The following is a 16,271-nucleotide window of genomic DNA, read 5'->3' on the forward strand; positions in this document are numbered from 1 at the left end:
ATGAAACAGGATCACACCTCTTGATCTGAAGGAGAAAATCTATGACGAGTGTTGTTTTGAAGACGGAAGCGCAGAAGACGCTGGTCTGCGACAGCATGGAAATTTCGCTCACGATTAAGTGCGAAGGGCTTTCCATGCAGGCCAGTCTGCACCGTCTGCAGGAGTGCAGCGATCAGCTGATGGCTTCTATGGAGAACGCAGGCATTGATCCGAATTCATTCAGCCTATGCGATATCGATTCAGCCGCCCAGGATAATCCGCCGAAACAACGGGCGATGGCGAAGCTGAAAGTACGCGGGCGATTTGATCATGAACAGCTCTGCCGCCTGTGGCAAATCATCACAGCCGCTTCCTTCCCGGTCGAAATCTCTCTGTCCTTTTCCTGCGATAAAACCGAAGAGACGTTTGCGGCGCTCGAAGACGAAGCACTGCGTATGGCGTCAAAACGGGCATCCGCGATGGGGGCACAGCTTGGGGAAGCGAACGTATCCTGTCGTGAGATTGAATTTGAACGCGTCGAAGACGGTGCCGGTAACGGCGGCCTGATCGCGTGCGAGGCCAAACCGGCTGAAGAAATTGTCAGCGGGTATCTGGCTTTTGCGGCCAGACCGTACAAGACGCTCTGCGTCAAAGCGCAAAGCCGCTGGGAACTCAACAACGAATAAACTATGCAAAAGCCTCCCCAGGGATCGCTTTTGCCAGAATAGAACAGAAATTCAGGGACTCTAGCCAGATCAGGCTGGAGTCCTTTTTCATTGGCGCTTAGAAGCCGTTCCGCTCAAGAAAGGATTGGCTGGTGATCAGCTTTTCTTCCTTAACCCCTGAGTTTTTGTACGACATAGGGTACTTTTAACGCGTTTTGGAACGAGCCGAACAGCAGAGACAGGAAATAAATCCGCCAAAAAGGCGAAAACCAATCAGGAAATCGCCGTTTTGAATGTATATTTAACAAATTTAGATTGATACGATGAACTTGTTCAAGGATGCACGAACGAAAACTCGTTCGTTTTTCATTGGATCACTCATAAAGGCATCTCGCAAAATTTGCGGCCCCTTTAATGGAAGCCATGGGCGATGTGCCTTTTCAAAAAGAATCAGCTGAATACGGGTCCATTGCGGATGCGCTTCCTGGAAGGGAGTGCGTCCCAAAGGGACGCCAGTCAGCTCATGGGAAGAAAATCTTTGCGTAGTCAGAAAAGCATTTACCAGAAATCGCGCGAAAAGGCCGGGCTTACCCGGAAGCAAGCGTCAGAAAAAATCGTCTATCTCTCCGAAAATCAGCTTGAAAAAATGGAACGAAACAAATCGGCGATCGATCCGCACGATGTTCTGGCCATGGAGGAAGCGTACGGCGATTACACGCTCTCCAGCTGCCATTGCGCCATGCATTGCGCTATTGGCCAGAAATATGACAAAGCGGTGGAACTTTATTCACTGGCTCAGATCATCGTTCATGCCGAACTTGCGTATACCCAGCTCGAAGGCGACCGTCAGCGCCTGCTGCAGCTCGGAGCCGCCAAGTCGATCACCGCGGAAGAAGCGGAGTTTCTAAAGGAAAGCAGTCAGCGTATGAAAGATCCTCGGTCAGGCAGGCCGGGAGCTCGAACTCTGGCTGAAGATGAAGCCGATCCAGAGCGCGGAGGAGTAAGCGCAGTACAGAAAAACTTACGGAATACAGATCCAGTCCAGAGTACGAACCGGCGATTTCGAACGATTCGCCGGTTCGTTTTTCTTACAGGCAAATTTTGGATCCAGTTCCCGGCCGATTAGGCCGTTTACTCCATACGCCCGGGTGATGCCAGTCTGCGCTGGAGCATTCATCCGAGCAGAAAAGGAAAAACGAGATACGGAAGCAGAAAAAGTCGGAATGAAAATGCAGAGATTTTGAAAATGGATCCAGTGAAGAAGCCGAACAGTTTTGAAAATCGTTGGCCCATCCATTCATAGAAAAAAGATCAGAAACGAAAAAGATCGAAAAAGAAAGGGAACACATATGAAAAAACGAAATGCGCTGCTGATGGCAGCACTCGCCACCAGTATGGTCCTTGGAGCGTGCGGATCTTCCAGTAAAAAAGCAGCAAAAACAAGCATTACAGAATCTTCTGCGATTTCATCGATCGCAAGCGAAAGCAAAAAGGAAGCTGCGCCATCGGAAAAGCCGGTTGAAGAAACGCCGGTCGCTGAAAAAACCGGAACCGGCTCCTCAGCCCGCTCCCGCTAAAGAGGAACCTGCCCAACAGCCGGCTTCCGACGGCATTCGTCCGGAGTTTAAGGAAGCGGTCGACGCTTATGTGAAGTTTTATGACGAGTATGTCGACTTCATGAAACGCTACATGCAAAATCCGGGCGATATGGGACTGCTTCTGGAAATGGCGAACTGGACGACGAAAGTCGCCGACATGGATGACAAGCTCGACGGATTTGAATCGGGAAGCGATGGATGGAGCGCCGCAGAAACCAAATACTGGACCGAAGCCTATCTGCACATTACCCAGAGCCTGCTGGCGATCGCCCAGTAATCCAGATCGGGTTTGCGAAGAACAGCCTGGCGTAGACTAAAGAGCCGGTTTGAAAATGATGCCGACCGTCTGAACAAAGGATGCAGATGGGATTTATCTGGGTGTCAAAAACTTGGTCTGCACCCTACCTATCGCAAATAGAGCACAAAAGGCCTCACGTCTCTTTCAAAAGGAGACGTGAGGCCTTTATTTTGGATTAGAAATCAGGTCTTAAGAAGTTTTTCTAAAGTCGAATTAAAGACTCAGACCGACTTTGCGGTACACTTTGGAAATTTTCTTGTTGGCGATTCTGCTGGCGCGTTCTGCCCCTTCCTTGAGAATGGCATCCACTTTGCCTTCGGCAAGAATTTCCTTGTATTTGGCCTGCAGAGCGGTCAGAAAGTCATGAACGGCCTGGCCGGTTTCTTCTTTCAGATCGCCGTAGCCCTTGCCTTCGTAGCGGGCGACAATGGAATCGATAGATTCGCCGCTGAGCGCGGAAAGAATGGTCAGCAGGTTGGAGACGCCGGGCTGGTTTTCCGGATCAAAGGCGACATGGCCTAAGGAATCGGTAACGGCGCCCTTGATTTTGTTGCGGGCGGATTTCGGATCGTCGAGCAGGTCGATTACGCCTTTTGGCGAAGATTCGGACTTGGACATTTTCTTCGTCGGGTTTTGCAGGTCGTAAATTTTGGCACCGACTTTCGTTACGAGCGGTTCTGGAATGGTGAATGTATCCGAATAGCGCTTGTTGAAGCGTTCCGCCAGGTCGCGGGTCAGTTCCACATGCTGCTGCTGATCCTGACCTACCGGTACGTATTCCGGATCGTAAAGCAGAATATCGGCTGCCATTAAAGACGGGTACGTAAACAGACCTGCGGTAATGCCAGTTTCCTGCTTGGCCATTTTATCCTTGAACTGTGTCATCCGCTGCAGTTCGCCATAACCGGACAGGCACGTCATGATCCAGCCAAGCTGGGCGTGGGCGGGAACATCACTCTGCAAAAGAGGGTAACCTTTTGGGATCGAGACCGGCCGCCAGGTAAATGGCGATCAGATCCTTCGTGTTGCGGCGCAGTTCCGCCGCCTTAATCGGGATGGTCAGTGCGTGCTGGTTAGCGATGAAAATGAACATTTCGTATTCATCCTGATACTTAACAAATTCGCGGATGGCGCCGATGTAGTTGCCTAAAGTCAGACGTCCGGTCGGCTTGATTCCGCTGAGCATTCTCTTCATGAAATTCTCCTTATTGCGAAAATTGTGTCATTCGGTTCTTCGAGTTTATGACATTTTTGCATCATTTATTACACTTTAGACGTTTCCCCGCAGAAAGGAAACCCTAAAGAGTCTGAAGCAATTCGGGCTTTTTGACCCGATCCCCGTTCTGCAGGATCGACTCTAGATCTCGAAAGGAAGATGAACTGTGCCTGTACTGCTTACCGTTCCTGGATGCGCCCGAACGCGTGCGGCCCGCCTGCTGCTCAAGGAAAAGGACATTCCGTTTACGCAGAAGCCTCTCTATTCGCTGCTTCTTGATGAAAAAGAAAATCTGCCCTATATAAAGATGATCGCTGACGTATGCGATAAAAATCCCGAAAAGATTATTTCTTCTCCGTCTCTGATTCCAAGACCGTTTCTTCTTTTTCACCGGACGAAAAAGAGCTAGCTGAGGAGCTTTACACCTTGGATTCGTTCGCCAGATGCAACAGGAAATGCAAGCTGAAGGACGTCTGTCCGGCCGTTTTAAAACCTGCCGCGTTTGTGGTCATTTCGCTTGAAGATTGTGTAAGCGATTGCAATGAGGATGTTTCCATTCCCGAAAAACCTTGTAAAATAATGAAGTATGAGATTTTAACAAGGAGGAAACGCATGGATACCAAATATGTGTATCGCTTTATTGAAGGCGATGCCGGTATGCGTGAACTGCTTGGCGGAAAAGGTGCCAACCTTGCAGAAATGAGCAAGCTTGGCATGCCCGTCCCCAACGGTTTCACCATCACGACAGAAGCCTGCAACAAGTATTATGACGATGGGGAAAAGATTAACGACGAAATCAAGGCGCAGATCTTTGCTACTCTGGAAAACCTGGAAAAAGAAACCGGTAAAAGATTCGGCGATTCCGAAAACCCGCTGCTTGTTTCGGTACGCTCCGGTGCACGGGCTTCCATGCCGGGCATGATGGACACCATCCTGAACCTGGGCATCAACGATACCGTTGCTGAAGTTATTGCTGCAAAAACTGGAAATCCCCGCTTTGCCTACGACTCTTACCGCCGCTTTATTCAGATGTTCGCAGACGTAGTTAAAGGACTTTCCAAAAACGTTTCGAAGAAATCATCGACGAAGTCAAGAAAGAAAAGGGCGTTAAAAACGATCTTGATCTCGACGCTGAAGATATGAAGGAACTCGTAAAACGCTTTAAGGCGTTCTACCGTGAAGAACTCGGTACCGACTTCCCGACCGATCCAAAAGATCAGATGATGGAAGCCATTGAAGCCGTATTCCGTTCCTGGAACAATGAACGTGCGATTTACTACCGCAAACAGAACGACATCCCGTCGAGCTGGGGAACTGCGGTTAACGTACAGATGATGGTATTCGGCAACATGGGCAACGACTGCGGCACTGGCGTAGCCTTTACCCGCAACCCGGCTACCGGCGAAAGAAAGCTGTACGGCGAATTCCTGATGAACGCACAGGGCGAAGACGTTGTTGCCGGCGTTCGTACTCCAAATAAAATTGACCAGCTGAAGGAGATTGCTCCGGAAGCTTACGAACAGTTCGTTAAGATCTGTGACACTCTTGAACATCATTACAAAAACATGCAGGACATGGAGTTCACCATTGAAAACGGAAAACTCTTCATGCTCCAGACCCGTAATGGTAAACGTACCGCTCAGGCCGCTCTGAAAATTGCCTGCGACATGGTTGACGAAGGCATGATCAACACCGATGAAGCCCTGCTGATGGTAGAACCGCAGCAGCTTGATTCTCTGCTTCACCCGATGTTTGACGCCGACGCTCTGAAAGAAGCTGAAGCCGTAACGACAGCGCTGCCTGCTTCTCCTGGTGCTGCCTGCGGTCAGATCGTCTTCACTGCAGAAGAAGCGATCGTAGAAGCTGCCAACGGCAAGAAAGTTGTTCTTGTCCGTCTCGAAACTTCTCCAGAAGACATTCAGGGTATGGCAGCTGCGGAAGGTATCCTTACCGTTCGTGGCGGCATGACTTCCCACGCAGCCGTTGTTGCCCGCGGAATGGGTGCCTGCTGCGTATCCGGCGCCGGCGAAATTGAAATGGATGAGCCAAACGGTCAGTTCACCGTTAACGGCCAGACTTTCAAGCGCGGCGACTTCATTTCCTCGACGGTTCGACCGGTAAAGTATACGGCGGAGCCATCCCGACCGTACCAGCTGAAATTTCCGGCGACTTCGACCGCTTCATGAAGTGGGCCGATGAAAGACGCCGTCTGAAAATCCGCACCAATGCCGACACTCCGCGTGACGCTGCACAGGCTGTAAGCTTCGGCGCAGAAGGCATCGGTCTCGTTCGTACCGAACATATGTTCTTTGACGGCGACAAGATCAAATCCATCCGTGAAATGATCGTTGCCAAGACTCCGGAACAGATGGAAGCGGCCCTCGCGAAAATCGAACCGCTCCAGCAGGAAGACTTCGAAGGCATTTACGAAGCGATGGAAGGCCGTCCAGTCACCATCCGTTACCTCGATCCGCCTCTGCATGAATTCCTCCCGCACAAAGCCGAAGAAGTGGCTGAACTGGCTGCTGAAATGGGCATGGAAGCCGATGAACTTCAGGCGGTTGTTGACGGACTGCACGAAGTGAACCCGATGATGGGTCATCGCGGAAGCCGTCTGGCTGTCTCCAACCCTGGCATTGCCAGAATGCAGACCGAAGCCGTTATCCGTGCTGCAATCAATGTAAACAAGAAACATCCGGAATGGAACATCGTTCCTGAAATTATGCTCCCGCTGATCGGCGATCTGAAAGAACTGAAATACGTGAAGAAGATCGTTGATGATACCGCAAAAGAAATCCTGGCTGAAGAAGGCGTGGATATGGAATACCATGTTGGTACGATGATCGAAGTACCCCGTGCGGCTCTCCAGGCTGGAGAACTCGCTAAAGAAGCGGAATTCTTCTCCTTCGGTACAAACGACCTGACCCAGCTGACCTTCGGTTTCTCCCGCGATGACGCTGGAAACTTCCTGCCAAAATATGCAGAAGCCAAGATTTACGAAAACGATCCGTTTGCCAAACTCGACCAGACTGGTGTCGGCGAACTGATCAAGATTGCTGCAGAACGCGGCCGCGCTACCCGTCCGGACATCAAGCTTGGTGTCTGCGGTGAACACGGCGGCGATCCAGCCTCCATCGAATTTGTAGACGGACTCGGCCTGAACTACGTTTCCTGCTCGCCGTTCCGCGTACCAATTGCCCGTCTGGCTGCTGCTCAGGCTGCAATCAAGCATTCCAAATAAGATCCTTTCGATGATTCCAGATGCTGGATTTCCTGACCAGCGTGTCTGAAGACCCATACGTCTGACTATTGAATCTCGTTGATCCACAGCGGACCGCCCGCAAAAACGGTCCGCTGTTTTCTTTGGCCGGATGAAACTTCACGGCAATTTAAAAACGAAGAGGAATGTGTGATGCTCGATGATGACCGCACTAAATCTCTGTCCCTTGCCATGGCTTGGCGATATCCTATCGATTTTCTTCAAAATGCATCTTGCCATGGACGGTTTCATCCTCTAGTCTTGGAAAAGTCCTGCCGGATCGGTTTTATTTGCCGCTTTGGTGAAAAACGAGGCTTGCTTACACGATATGCCAACGGGTTTCATGGATTTTCATTCAAAATCGACAAGTTGGGGAAGGGAACAGGCCGTTGATTAGTCAGGTGCCTGTTTTTTGATTAAAATTGAATCTGTTGACTGGAAAGGATGATTTTATGGGATATCGCGCGTTTATCAAGGAAGAGCAGGAATGCTTCATGGCTCTTGACCCTTCCTTAAATTCCAAACTCGAAATCCTGAGGATGCCCGGTTATCGGGCGATCAAAACCTGGTACAGAACCCATCGGCTGTATCAGAAAAACATTATGTTCTGGCGCGCTGGATGTCCCTGCGTGCGCAGCAGAAAACGGGAATCGATATCCATCCCGGGGCCCAGATCGGCAAGCGCTTCTTTATTGATCATGGCAGCGGCGTAGTCATCGGCGAAACCTGCATTATCGGCGACGATGTGAAAATTTATCAGGGCGTCACCCTGGGCGGTACGGGAAAAGATAAAGGAAAGCGTCATCCCACCGTCGAAGACGGCGTTCTGATTGGCGCCGGTGCCAAAATTCTCGGAAATATTACGATCGGAAAGGACGCCAAAGTTGGTGCCGGCGCGATTGTCATCCGGAATGTGGAACCGGGCTCTACTGTTGTCTGCCCGCCAGCCTATCCGGTACGCTATAAACAGGGAAAACATTCCAATCTCTGCGTTCAGGGTAAGGAACGCTGGAGCCGGGAAGACATTCGATGCCTTCAGGAAGGCAAAATAGCCGTCTGTCCAGCCAAATCGGCGATCGATAATGAACGGGAGGTTGCCAAAGACAGGCGAAAGTCTAAAATAGACAAAGAATAAGAAAACAAGTCCATGACTTTAAAATGAAAAGGATGATTAATGATGAAATTCAAGTTTTCAGACAGCTATGGAAATGACGTCACCTATGAAATCCATGACAGCGAGCTTGGTCATGCCCTCGAACGCATGCTTCCGCTGACGGTAATTCTCAATCAAATCGGTTCTTCGGAGATGTCCTTTGTTCCGCCTAAAAACTCTCCACATTCGGCGCTCCTATTGCGCCGGGCGGCATTGAAGGCCTCTGCTACCATGAACCGTGGAACGAAGTAATTCTCTACTACGGCGGCTATTCCCAGTATGAAAACCTGTATGAAATCGGCATGCCAGTTGCCGGGCAGGGAGCGGTCCGCAATCTGCATGGTCCTGTTAAAATTGAAGAAATCTACTAAAGAGGAAGAGGGAAGCAACTTCTTCCTTTTTCTGTTTCATACGGAAATCGAGAGTTTGACCCGTAGATCTGTTTTCGATCTTTTAACACCGCCCAGTTCAGGGCGGTAGAGTGTGATATTCTTCGATTTAAAGGGGAGTTTTATGAAGATTCATCTGCAGGATGCAGAGGTCCGATCCCATCTGTTTGAGGGCGGGTTCGGTCTGGAAAAGGAAAGTCTTCGAATCGAGTCGAAAACTGGAAAAATGGCACAGAGCCTGCATCCGTTTTCCCACTCGAAAATTGTGCAGGACTTTGCGGAAAACCAGACAGAGATCAATACCGCGGTCTATCCGGACTGGCAGAGCGCACGCAGGGAATGTGAAGAACTGACCGTTCTCATGCAAAACATTCTGGCCAAACAGGGCGAGACGCTCTGGCCGTTTTCCAACCCGCCGATGATTTCCTCGATGGAAGACATACCGATGCTGCAAAGCGGCCTGTCTTCTTCGACGGAATATCGTCATTATCTGGCGGACCGCTATGGAAAAATGAAAATGCTGTTTTCCGGCATTCATTACAATTTTCGTTTTCCGACGCGCTGCTCAAACGGGAATACACGCTCTACTCTGAGCACAATTCCGGTACAAGACATGAAATTGACTCCTACAAGTCTTTTCGCAACGCGTTTTATCTCGATCTGGCGCAGAAAGCGGTCTGGTACGGATGGATCATTGATGCCCTGCTCAATGCGTCGCCGGTTTTTGATGGTTCGCTGATGAACGAATCTGCGTGCGGCCAGCCGCTTTATTTTGGATTCAGTTCCATGCGCAATTCCATCCACGGCTTTTGGAATTTCTTTACGCCGTGGTTTGACTACACCGATATGCAAAGCTATACGTCTTCCATCGAGCATTACGTAGAAGAAGGTCTGCTCAAGGCGCCGCGGGAACTGTATTATCCCGTCCGCATTAAGCCGGCTTCAGCGTATTCGCTCGACGCGCTCAATAGTCTTGGCGCCAGCCATATTGAACTGCGCATGATCGATCTTAATCCGTACGAACTTTCTGGCATCAGTGCCGACGATGCGTATTTCTGTCATCTGTTTCTGGTTTTCTTGCCTGTCTCGACGATTTCTCGCTGTCGATGAAAGATCAGATTTACGCTATTCAGAATTTTAAGAACTCCTGCGTTCTGCCGCTCGATCAGGCCAGAATTCTGTATGACGTGGATACAGGCAGTTCGGCTTTGGAAGAGCTCGATACGTTCCTGTCGGATATGGAAGTGTTCTTTGAACGGCTGAATCAGGAACAGGCGGTCGCGTGTCTGCGCCATCAGAAATTAAAAATCCAAAATCCGAAAAGCGAACTGCTCGCCAGCCGAGTTCGGAAAGACTTTTCCAGCTTTATGAAAGACGGGCTTAAACAGGCGCAGCATCTGCAGCAGCTTTCTCTCGATCAGCCGGCTCGAAAAAATGCCTGGACAGACGTGTATGCCGGGTTTGAAGAAAACCGCAGGTAAATTCATCGGTTCCAAAAGTTTAAAAGACGAGCATTTGATAGCTGCCGCCTGCTGCGGCAGGAAAGGAAAACATGCAAAAGAAAATCGTACTCATCAATGATCTTTCCGGCTTTGGACGCAGTTCTCTGGCGGTCTGGCTGCCGATCTTAAGCGTTCTGCGCATGGAATGCCTGCTCATGCCGACTTCCATCCTTTCCTGTCATACGGCTTATCCGGCGTATACGCTGCGCGATCTGAGCGAAGATCTTGATCCCTGGATGGAAACCTGGAAAGCCGCAAACGTCTCTTTTGACGCCGTTTTAAGCGGGTATATCGCCAATGAAAAACAGGCCGATAAGATTCAGACGTTTCTGGATCGGTTTAAGGAGCAGAAACCGTTTCTTGTTGTCGATCCGGCCATGGCCGATGACGGGCAGCTGTATTCCGGTCTGAACGAACACGTAGTAGAAGCGATGCGAAATCTGGTCCGACGGGCGGATCTGATTCTTCCCAATCTCAGTGAAGCCTTTCTGCTTTGCGGCAAATCGTATCATTCGCATCCCGATCGCAAACAGATTCATGCGCTGGCCGAAGCGCTCCATCGTCTTGGACCGGATCAGGTCGTGATTTCCGGCATTGAACGCGATGGAAAAATTGAAGACTATGTCTGCGATTTTAAAACGGGACAGTTTGATCCAATCATCTCAGCCAGGGAAGGAGCTGGACGTCCCGGAACCGGCGATGTCTTCTCGGCGGTAACAGCCGGTCTGCTTATGCAGGGCAGCTCTCTCGGGGAGAGTGTCCGACAGGCTGGCGATTTTGTTCGAATCTGTCTGCGACAGGCGCAAAAGGAAAATACACCGCCTTTTGAAGGGGTTCCTTTTGAGCTGGTCCTCGATCGGCTGCTTAAGCTTTAAAAGCATTGGACAAAACGAACAGACTGGTTCCATTTGCTCATGAAAACAGGATACCGTTCAGACAAACAATACAAATGAAAGGACGGGAACGGCATAAACCGAATCCCGTCCTTTTTCAACGGAATGAAAAATGATTTGAGGCAGTAAGCGAATACGTTAACCAGAGGATCAGCTTTTGACAAAGTAATCGTACAGATCCTCGCGCAAGGGGTCAGCAGACGATAGCCGATTTTAACGACAGATGCATCGTTGGCCATCGTAGTCTGCTCAAACAGGCCATCCGGTTTCATTTCCCCGAGGAAATAAAACGCCTTGGTCGTGTCGTCATTGCTTTTTCGCAAAAAGAGAAGAACCATTGGCGGATGTTCGCTTTGAAGCGATCGAATTTCCGGTGAAGCGAGCGTTCTTCGGTTTTTGGAGAACGCGATCAGACGGGAAGGCGATTCAAAATGGTCTTCGTACTGAAGGCTTTGAGCCAGATCTTCCGCTTTCTGGTAGTTGATAAAGACGGGGAGAAGATTCTGTTCTTTAAAGAGCTTGTATCCGCCGACGTTCTGCGCATTTTCAAAGACGGGAAGATCGAGCAAGCGGAAAACATCCGCATATGTATAGGACTGATACAGATCGAACCATGTGCCGTCCGTCGTCTTACTATATTTGTTTTTCCAGCGAAGCAGACTAAATTCCATGAGATCCGTCAGCTGATCGTAAAAGTCGGGATGAGTAAGCGCCTGAAGAAAAGAGGGTGCAATTTCAAAGTCGTGTTCGATTTGTCTGGAGAGAGCCTGGCGTGCTTCCAGAGGAAGACTAGCAGCTTTGACGAGTCGGATAAGAATTTCTTCTTCGGAAATCGACGGCTTTCGTTCAAGAAAGACAATGCCTTTAGAACGAAGATCGTTTCGGGTCTGCGGCAGCAGCCACTTCATCTCAAACTGACGGTTCAGATTTTTCCAGGTTTCTTTTTAAGCCGAATGCCATACTCATCGAGAACCGCAAGAAAATGTTCAAGCCAGTCCTTTTGGTGATGAACCAGACTTTCCAGCAGCCAGAGTTCGAGCGCTCGCTTTCCATTGGCCCAGTACCGGGAGACAAACTGCAAAAAGCCAAGTTCAAGATCGGAATACTGCGTTAAAAGAGTGCGGTCCTTTTCCATACGGCTTGTAAATTCAGGATAGCAGCGATATGTGGGATTGGTGAAGATCAGCATAGGATCCATGCCCTGCGCCTGTTCAAAATCCACAAGGCGCGGGATCCGGCCGAGCTGCTGACGCAGATCGAAGTAGCCTTCCGCCAGTTTAGCGGCGGAATTCATGTGGGCCAAGTCGATCGACTGCAAAATCCGCGAGCGCGCGATCGGTGAAAAATGAACCGAACTGATCCGGGAATTTCTCGATTTCCTTCATAGACAAAACGGCGAAGCATATCTTTATTGCCCGTCTTGTCTCCGGAAAGTGCAGCAGGAATCAGATAGTTTTCCTTGTATTGGCCGACAAAATCGAGGACGGTCACAAATTCCTTGCCTTTGTATTTACGTAAGCCGCGGCCAAGCTGCTGCGTGAAAACAATCGCCGACTGCGTCGGGCGCAAAAGCAGGACCTGATTCACTTCCGGAATGTCGACGCCTTCATTGAAAATACCGACCGTAATCAGATAATCGAGCGCATGTTCATCGTAGCGATCCTGACAAAGCCGTTCGATCGCTTCGTCGCGTTCCGCTTCCGAATAGTCACGGCTGGAAAGAGCCAGCGTCTGAAGGCCCTGGGCATTCAGGGCATGACTGAGCTTTTCAGCTTCTTCGATCGTACTGACAAAGATCAGTCCTTTGACACGATCGCCGCTCCAGCCGTAATAGCGAGCCTGGGCGAGAATATGCTTCACCCGCTCTTCTTCCTTCAGCTTCTGAAAGTCTCTAGGATCGATGGAATCGATCGAATAGTCTGCAGAGACGGAAAGATCGTCCAGCGCATAATAATGGAACGGGCAGAGCAGGTTTTGTTCTAACGCATCGCTCAGGGTAATGCGGCAGGCGACATTGTAGTCGAACAGCTCATAAATGCTATTGCGGTCGGTTCGCTCCGGTGTGGCCGACATGCCCAACCAGAATTTTGGACGGAAATACTCAAACAGCGTCTGGTAGGTATTGGACGCCGCATGATGAACTTCATCGACAATGATCCAGTCAAAGGCGTGCTTTCCAAACTGCATATACGTTCCCGGCTTCGACATCGTCTGTACGGTAGAAAACAGGCAGGAAGCATTTACATCATGGGAATTGCCGCTCAGCAAACCATACGTATACGCCTCATCGCCCAGAACCCGTCGAAACGACTCCATGGCCTGACGAGCGATCTTTTCCCGATGGACGAGAAACAGGACACGGCCGGGCTGGTGCTGGCGGACCGCAAAGGCGCTCGCATACGTTTTTCCCGTTCCGGTAGCGGAAACAAGCAAGGCTATCGTCTTGCCCTCTTCAATCATCTCGGAAAGCCGTTCGACAAAATCTTCCTGCATGGCGTTGGGCTCAGGAAGCAGATCAAAGGATGACTCAACCCTTGACGGACCGGCTGGAAAGGATGGCTGGCGCAAGCAATCCGCACGATTTCTTCGTACTCTCTGGCGTAGTCGCGGTAAAGCACGGTCTGCGGACTGGTATACAGGCTTTCAAAGGCATTCATGCACTCCGTATAAAAGCTGCCTTTTCTGGAGGTGATCAGGCGCGTGTTCCACTCCTCATTCGTGCAGAGCGCTGCATCGGTCAGGTTGGATGAGCCGATAATCATGCAGCACTGATCGTCTTCTTCAAAAAAGTAGCCTTTGGTATGAAAGCCAACGGAATCGGAAGGATTTTCCTGTTTCTGGCAGCAGTACATGCGAAGCTCTATGTTTTTCAGATCCAGAAGCGTGTTCAGGGCTTTGGGATCGCTGAAGGCAAGGTAGTCTGTCGTTAGAATCCGTCCAGGAATTCCTTTCTGTTCCAGATACTGCAAAACGGGCTTGAACAGCTGCAGGCCGCTTTCGGTAATAAAGGCTACGGAGAAACAGAATTCCTGACAGCGTTGAAGTTCCGCTTCCAGCGCCAGGAATACCTTCTGTCCTTTTTGGGATTATTGGTAAGCAGGGAAGGGACAAGATCTGGATTCGCCTTGCATTTGGCATCCAGAAAAGCATTCTCCATCCCGGCTTTAAGCAAGTTGAATTGATTCATGATTCCAGGTTAGCAGCTGTGCATCCAAATTCAACGGATACGTCATTAATTGTGCAGGAAAAGCAGCTAGCAAGGATTTACTACCAGGCAATTCTGTGGAGTCCGAAAAATCATGATAGGATGAGCCTGTCTGATCCCTGCAATCGACAATGCTACAGGGATGTCTTTGAAAGTGGCCAGAGAGACAGGAGAGATGAAATATGATTGAAGTAACGGCGGCTATCCTGCATAGAGATGGAAAAATTCTGATCTGCCAGAGACCAGACGATAAAAGCTGCGGCGGCTTATGGGAGTTTCCCGGCGGCAAACAGGAACCGGGCGAGAGTCTGGAAGACTGCCTGAAGCGGGAGTGCCAGGAAGAACTGGGCATTCAGATCGGCGATCTCAGGCCATTTTCAGACGTCTGTCTGGAAGATCGAAATCTTCATCTTCACTTTTTTCAGTGCAGACAGACTGGCGGTCAGCTCGAACGCAAGGAACATCCGGCCTTCGCCTGGATCACTCCGGACGAAATTGATCAGTACACCTTCTGTCCCTCGGATACAAAGATGTTAGAAGAGGCCGATCGCCGAGCGCTTTTGCGGATCCTTTAAAAAATAATCGATAAACGAAAAACAGATTCAGATCGTCCTGCAGGTGCATGGACATATCTGAATCTGTTTTTATTGTTTTTATCAATGTTCCGCTTCTATTTTGATTATCGAAAACCAGCTGTCAGGCTCGATCAGTCGTCGACTGCGTTGAGTGGACAGCCAACTTCACTCTGTTCGGACTGGCGCTCGGAAGACTGACGGCTGAGGCTGTCCTCTCGTTCCTGAATACGGTCGTCGCATTCTTCGATCAGATCCTGAGCTTCTTCTGCTTCCGCTGTCGACGGATTTTGTTCGATCAGATCTTCCAGCGTGTTTTTGGCTTCTTCGTAGTTTTCTTCTCCCATCAGAGCTTTGGCATCGAGAAGAAGACGTGCTGGGCCAAATTCGAGTTCTTCGTTACGGCTGTTCGCGTCCGAGAGATCGCTCTGTACGGAAGCAAGTTCACCTTGCAGGCTGGCCTTTTCTTCCTGAAGCGTATACAGATTCACACCCAGGACAGGAATTGCGATCAGGGAAGCGATGAGAAGGACGCAGAGAACGCCAAGAATGATGAAGGAAGCGATCATCTTTTTACGATGGGAAGAATTTTCGTCTTTTGTCATTGCGTAGTGACGTTTGAACACGTCGGCGAAGCTTTCTTCATCCGAGCCGTTCTTTTTGGCTTGTCGCCCGCTTTCTTTGGCTTGTCTTTCTTTTTCTCTGGTCGGATTTTCGGCGCACTGGTTTCCTCGGCTTTTTCGGATACTTTTTTCTTTTCTTTCGTCTTTAGCAGGCAGATCCTTTTCCTGACTTTTTACAGGTTCATCCGAATGCTTTTTCGTTTTCCAGAAACCAGCCTTCTTTTCGCCGGATGCGGGAGTCATTGTCTGATCCGAATCCTCCGCCTGGCCCGTACCCGCTGCCTGTGCCGTGTCTGTCGTTTGAGCTGTAAGCGGCTGTTCTGGATCGGAAGCTGATTTTTCGGTTTCCGCCAGACTGGATTTTGAAGGAGCGGAAGCTTCCTCCAGATTCTGATGGTTCAAAGCCGGATCCGAATCTGGTGTTTTTGGAAGTTCAGGCATGTCAGATGGAGTATGGGCTCCGAAATTTTTCTCATCAGTAGTCATACGAATGGCGCAAGGATACCGATGTCAAAACAGGACATCAAAGGAATTGCGCCCCTCCTTTTATATAGGTATCCAGATGACGTTACAAAAAGCGGATCATCTTTCCTGGATGAATAGCTGGAAGAATTCAGAGAGAAAAAGTCAGTGAACCATAACCTGAGAAGGGTAAGATATTTTTCTGACCGAATGGATGGTTCGATTTGAATCTCTCTGATCTTTTTTGAATCGCAAATTCCGTATCATTATTGCATTTTCCTTAGAAAGCAACAACTCAGTCGAAAGGTATATCTTTTGAGATAAACGGCAGTTAAAATACGAAATGACAACCGCGGCATAATTCGAATACTATGAAAGAATATTCATATTGGATAAAAAATGTAAAATTGTCATTAATTAGAACTTTCCCAATCAGCTAAACTATACGGTCGGATTT

The 16,271-nt window shown here is 49.6% G+C and carries 18 protein-coding genes and 2 pseudogenes; 14 read left to right on the forward strand and 6 right to left on the reverse strand.

Translation table 11 applies throughout. From position 1 onward, the window contains the following. Positions 1-41: 41 nt before the first annotated feature. From KWG61_RS09420 to KWG61_RS09435, 4 genes are all read left to right on the forward strand, one after another. Positions 42-665 (forward strand): SIMPL domain-containing protein, encoded by a 624-nt coding sequence (locus tag KWG61_RS09420; protein WP_230267691.1) that lies wholly within the window; start codon positions 42-44, stop codon positions 663-665. Positions 666-1,167: 502 nt separating this feature from the next. After that, positions 1,168-1,770 (forward strand): helix-turn-helix transcriptional regulator, encoded by a 603-nt coding sequence (locus tag KWG61_RS09425; protein WP_242743548.1) that lies wholly within the window; start codon positions 1,168-1,170, stop codon positions 1,768-1,770. Between the two features lie 223 nt (positions 1,771-1,993). Then, entirely contained in the window at positions 1,994-2,221 is a 228-nt protein-coding gene (locus KWG61_RS09430) for a hypothetical protein (RefSeq protein ID WP_242743549.1), read from the forward strand. Continuing rightward, entirely contained in the window at positions 2,163-2,519 is a 357-nt protein-coding gene (locus KWG61_RS09435) for a DUF6591 domain-containing protein (protein WP_242743550.1), read from the forward strand. The genes KWG61_RS09430 and KWG61_RS09435 overlap by 59 nt, the downstream gene beginning before the upstream one ends. Before the next feature lie 234 nt (positions 2,520-2,753). Here the strand turns inward: KWG61_RS09435 and trpS are convergent. After that, positions 2,754-3,735 (reverse strand): annotated as a pseudogene (gene trpS / locus KWG61_RS09440) (tryptophan--tRNA ligase). A gap of 187 nt (positions 3,736-3,922) precedes the next feature. On the opposite strand from trpS, the gene KWG61_RS09445 reads away from it, so the two are divergent. The 9 genes and pseudogenes from KWG61_RS09445 (at position 3,923) to KWG61_RS09485 (ending at position 10,934) form a co-directional block, all read left to right on the forward strand. Next, positions 3,923-4,165: a hypothetical protein gene (locus KWG61_RS09445; protein ID WP_242743551.1), complete on the forward strand. Its 243-nt coding sequence runs from the start codon at positions 3,923-3,925 to the stop codon at positions 4,163-4,165. A gap of 203 nt (positions 4,166-4,368) precedes the next feature. Beyond that, positions 4,369-6,997: pseudogene (gene ppdK / locus KWG61_RS09450) on the forward strand (pyruvate, phosphate dikinase). Between the two features lie 171 nt (positions 6,998-7,168). After that, positions 7,169-7,408, forward strand: a complete 240-nt coding sequence (locus KWG61_RS09455; RefSeq protein ID WP_242743552.1) for a hypothetical protein — start codon at positions 7,169-7,171, stop codon at positions 7,406-7,408. A 226-nt stretch (positions 7,409-7,634) separates the two neighbouring features. Next, complete coding sequence (epsC, locus tag KWG61_RS09460) at positions 7,635-8,150, forward strand: serine O-acetyltransferase EpsC (protein WP_367614182.1); 516 nt, start codon at positions 7,635-7,637, stop codon at positions 8,148-8,150. Between the two features lie 39 nt (positions 8,151-8,189). Then, complete coding sequence (locus KWG61_RS09465; RefSeq protein ID WP_242743553.1) at positions 8,190-8,420, forward strand: hypothetical protein; 231 nt, start codon at positions 8,190-8,192, stop codon at positions 8,418-8,420. 261 nt (positions 8,421-8,681) lie between these two features. Further along, entirely contained in the window at positions 8,682-9,296 is a 615-nt protein-coding gene (locus KWG61_RS09470) for a hypothetical protein (RefSeq protein WP_242743554.1), read from the forward strand. Beyond that, entirely contained in the window at positions 9,296-9,667 is a 372-nt protein-coding gene (locus tag KWG61_RS09475; protein WP_242743555.1) for a hypothetical protein, read from the forward strand. Before KWG61_RS09470 ends, KWG61_RS09475 begins: the two co-directional genes overlap by 1 nt. Then, positions 9,664-10,038, forward strand: a complete 375-nt coding sequence (locus KWG61_RS09480; protein ID WP_242743556.1) for a hypothetical protein — start codon at positions 9,664-9,666, stop codon at positions 10,036-10,038. The genes KWG61_RS09475 and KWG61_RS09480 overlap by 4 nt, the downstream gene beginning before the upstream one ends. A 71-nt stretch (positions 10,039-10,109) precedes the next feature. Continuing rightward, positions 10,110-10,934 carry a pyridoxamine kinase gene (locus tag KWG61_RS09485; protein ID WP_230267684.1) on the forward strand — a complete coding sequence of 275 codons (825 nt, stop codon included), beginning with the start codon at positions 10,110-10,112 and terminating at the stop codon, positions 10,932-10,934. On the opposite strand, the gene KWG61_RS09490 is transcribed toward KWG61_RS09485, so the two are convergent. From KWG61_RS09490 to KWG61_RS09505, 4 genes are read right to left on the reverse strand one after another with little or no spacing between them, the layout of a single operon-like run. Beyond that, positions 10,931-11,860, reverse strand: a complete 930-nt coding sequence (locus KWG61_RS09490) for a DUF3427 domain-containing protein (RefSeq protein ID WP_242743557.1) — start codon at positions 11,858-11,860, stop codon at positions 10,931-10,933. The two genes, KWG61_RS09485 and KWG61_RS09490, sit on opposite strands and share 4 nt — an antisense overlap. A gap of 14 nt (positions 11,861-11,874) precedes the next feature. Then, the gene (locus KWG61_RS09495) at positions 11,875-12,246 is read right to left on the reverse strand and encodes a hypothetical protein (protein ID WP_242743558.1); all 372 of its coding nucleotides are present in this window, start codon (positions 12,244-12,246) and stop codon (positions 11,875-11,877) included. Beyond that, positions 12,243-13,445 carry a DEAD/DEAH box helicase gene (locus KWG61_RS09500; protein WP_242743559.1) on the reverse strand — a complete coding sequence of 401 codons (1,203 nt, stop codon included), beginning with the start codon at positions 13,443-13,445 and terminating at the stop codon, positions 12,243-12,245. Before KWG61_RS09500 ends, KWG61_RS09495 begins: the two co-directional genes overlap by 4 nt. Continuing rightward, entirely contained in the window at positions 13,409-14,014 is a 606-nt protein-coding gene (locus KWG61_RS09505; protein ID WP_367614360.1) for a phospholipase D-like domain-containing protein, read from the reverse strand. The genes KWG61_RS09500 and KWG61_RS09505 overlap by 37 nt, the downstream gene beginning before the upstream one ends. Positions 14,015-14,339: 325 nt before the next feature. Between KWG61_RS09505 and KWG61_RS09510 the strand changes: the two genes are divergently transcribed. Next, the gene (locus KWG61_RS09510) at positions 14,340-14,732 is read left to right on the forward strand and encodes a (deoxy)nucleoside triphosphate pyrophosphohydrolase (protein WP_242743560.1); all 393 of its coding nucleotides are present in this window, start codon (positions 14,340-14,342) and stop codon (positions 14,730-14,732) included. 131 nt (positions 14,733-14,863) lie between these two features. Here the strand turns inward: KWG61_RS09510 and KWG61_RS09515 are convergent, their stop codons facing one another. After that, a complete protein-coding gene (locus KWG61_RS09515; RefSeq protein WP_242743561.1) occupies positions 14,864-15,838 on the reverse strand; it encodes a hypothetical protein in 975 nt (324 codons plus the stop codon). Between the last annotated feature and the right edge of the window lie 433 nt (positions 15,839-16,271).

The sequence above is a fragment of the Allobaculum sp. Allo2 genome (genome assembly GCF_022701175.1).
Lineage (GTDB): Bacteria > Bacillota_I > Bacilli_A > Erysipelotrichales > Erysipelotrichaceae > Allobaculum > Allobaculum fili.

What these genes read in the sequence shown, in the direction of transcription:
- KWG61_RS09485 (WP_230267684.1), top strand. Translation starts at nt 10,110, where the DNA reads ATGCAAAAGAAAATCGTACTCATCAATGATCTTTCCGGCTTTGGACGC.
- KWG61_RS09425 (WP_242743548.1), top strand. Translation starts at nt 1,168, where the DNA reads ATGGGAAGAAAATCTTTGCGTAGTCAGAAAAGCATTTACCAGAAATCG.
- KWG61_RS09490 (WP_242743557.1), bottom strand. Translation starts at nt 11,860, where the DNA reads ATGAAGTGGCTGCTGCCGCAGACCCGAAACGATCTTCGTTCTAAAGGC.
- KWG61_RS09500 (WP_242743559.1), bottom strand. Translation starts at nt 13,445, where the DNA reads ATGCAGGAAGATTTTGTCGAACGGCTTTCCGAGATGATTGAAGAGGGC.
- KWG61_RS09465 (WP_242743553.1), top strand. Translation starts at nt 8,190, where the DNA reads ATGATGAAATTCAAGTTTTCAGACAGCTATGGAAATGACGTCACCTAT.
- KWG61_RS09430 (WP_242743549.1), top strand. Translation starts at nt 1,994, where the DNA reads ATGAAAAAACGAAATGCGCTGCTGATGGCAGCACTCGCCACCAGTATG.
- KWG61_RS09455 (WP_242743552.1), top strand. Translation starts at nt 7,169, where the DNA reads ATGCTCGATGATGACCGCACTAAATCTCTGTCCCTTGCCATGGCTTGG.
- KWG61_RS09480 (WP_242743556.1), top strand. Translation starts at nt 9,664, where the DNA reads ATGAAAGATCAGATTTACGCTATTCAGAATTTTAAGAACTCCTGCGTT.
- KWG61_RS09470 (WP_242743554.1), top strand. Translation starts at nt 8,682, where the DNA reads ATGAAGATTCATCTGCAGGATGCAGAGGTCCGATCCCATCTGTTTGAG.
- KWG61_RS09475 (WP_242743555.1), top strand. Translation starts at nt 9,296, where the DNA reads ATGAACGAATCTGCGTGCGGCCAGCCGCTTTATTTTGGATTCAGTTCC.
- epsC (WP_367614182.1), top strand. Translation starts at nt 7,635, where the DNA reads ATGTCCCTGCGTGCGCAGCAGAAAACGGGAATCGATATCCATCCCGGG.
- KWG61_RS09515 (WP_242743561.1), bottom strand. Translation starts at nt 15,838, where the DNA reads ATGACTACTGATGAGAAAAATTTCGGAGCCCATACTCCATCTGACATG.
- KWG61_RS09495 (WP_242743558.1), bottom strand. Translation starts at nt 12,246, where the DNA reads ATGAATTCCGCCGCTAAACTGGCGGAAGGCTACTTCGATCTGCGTCAG.
- KWG61_RS09420 (WP_230267691.1), top strand. Translation starts at nt 42, where the DNA reads ATGACGAGTGTTGTTTTGAAGACGGAAGCGCAGAAGACGCTGGTCTGC.
- KWG61_RS09510 (WP_242743560.1), top strand. Translation starts at nt 14,340, where the DNA reads ATGATTGAAGTAACGGCGGCTATCCTGCATAGAGATGGAAAAATTCTG.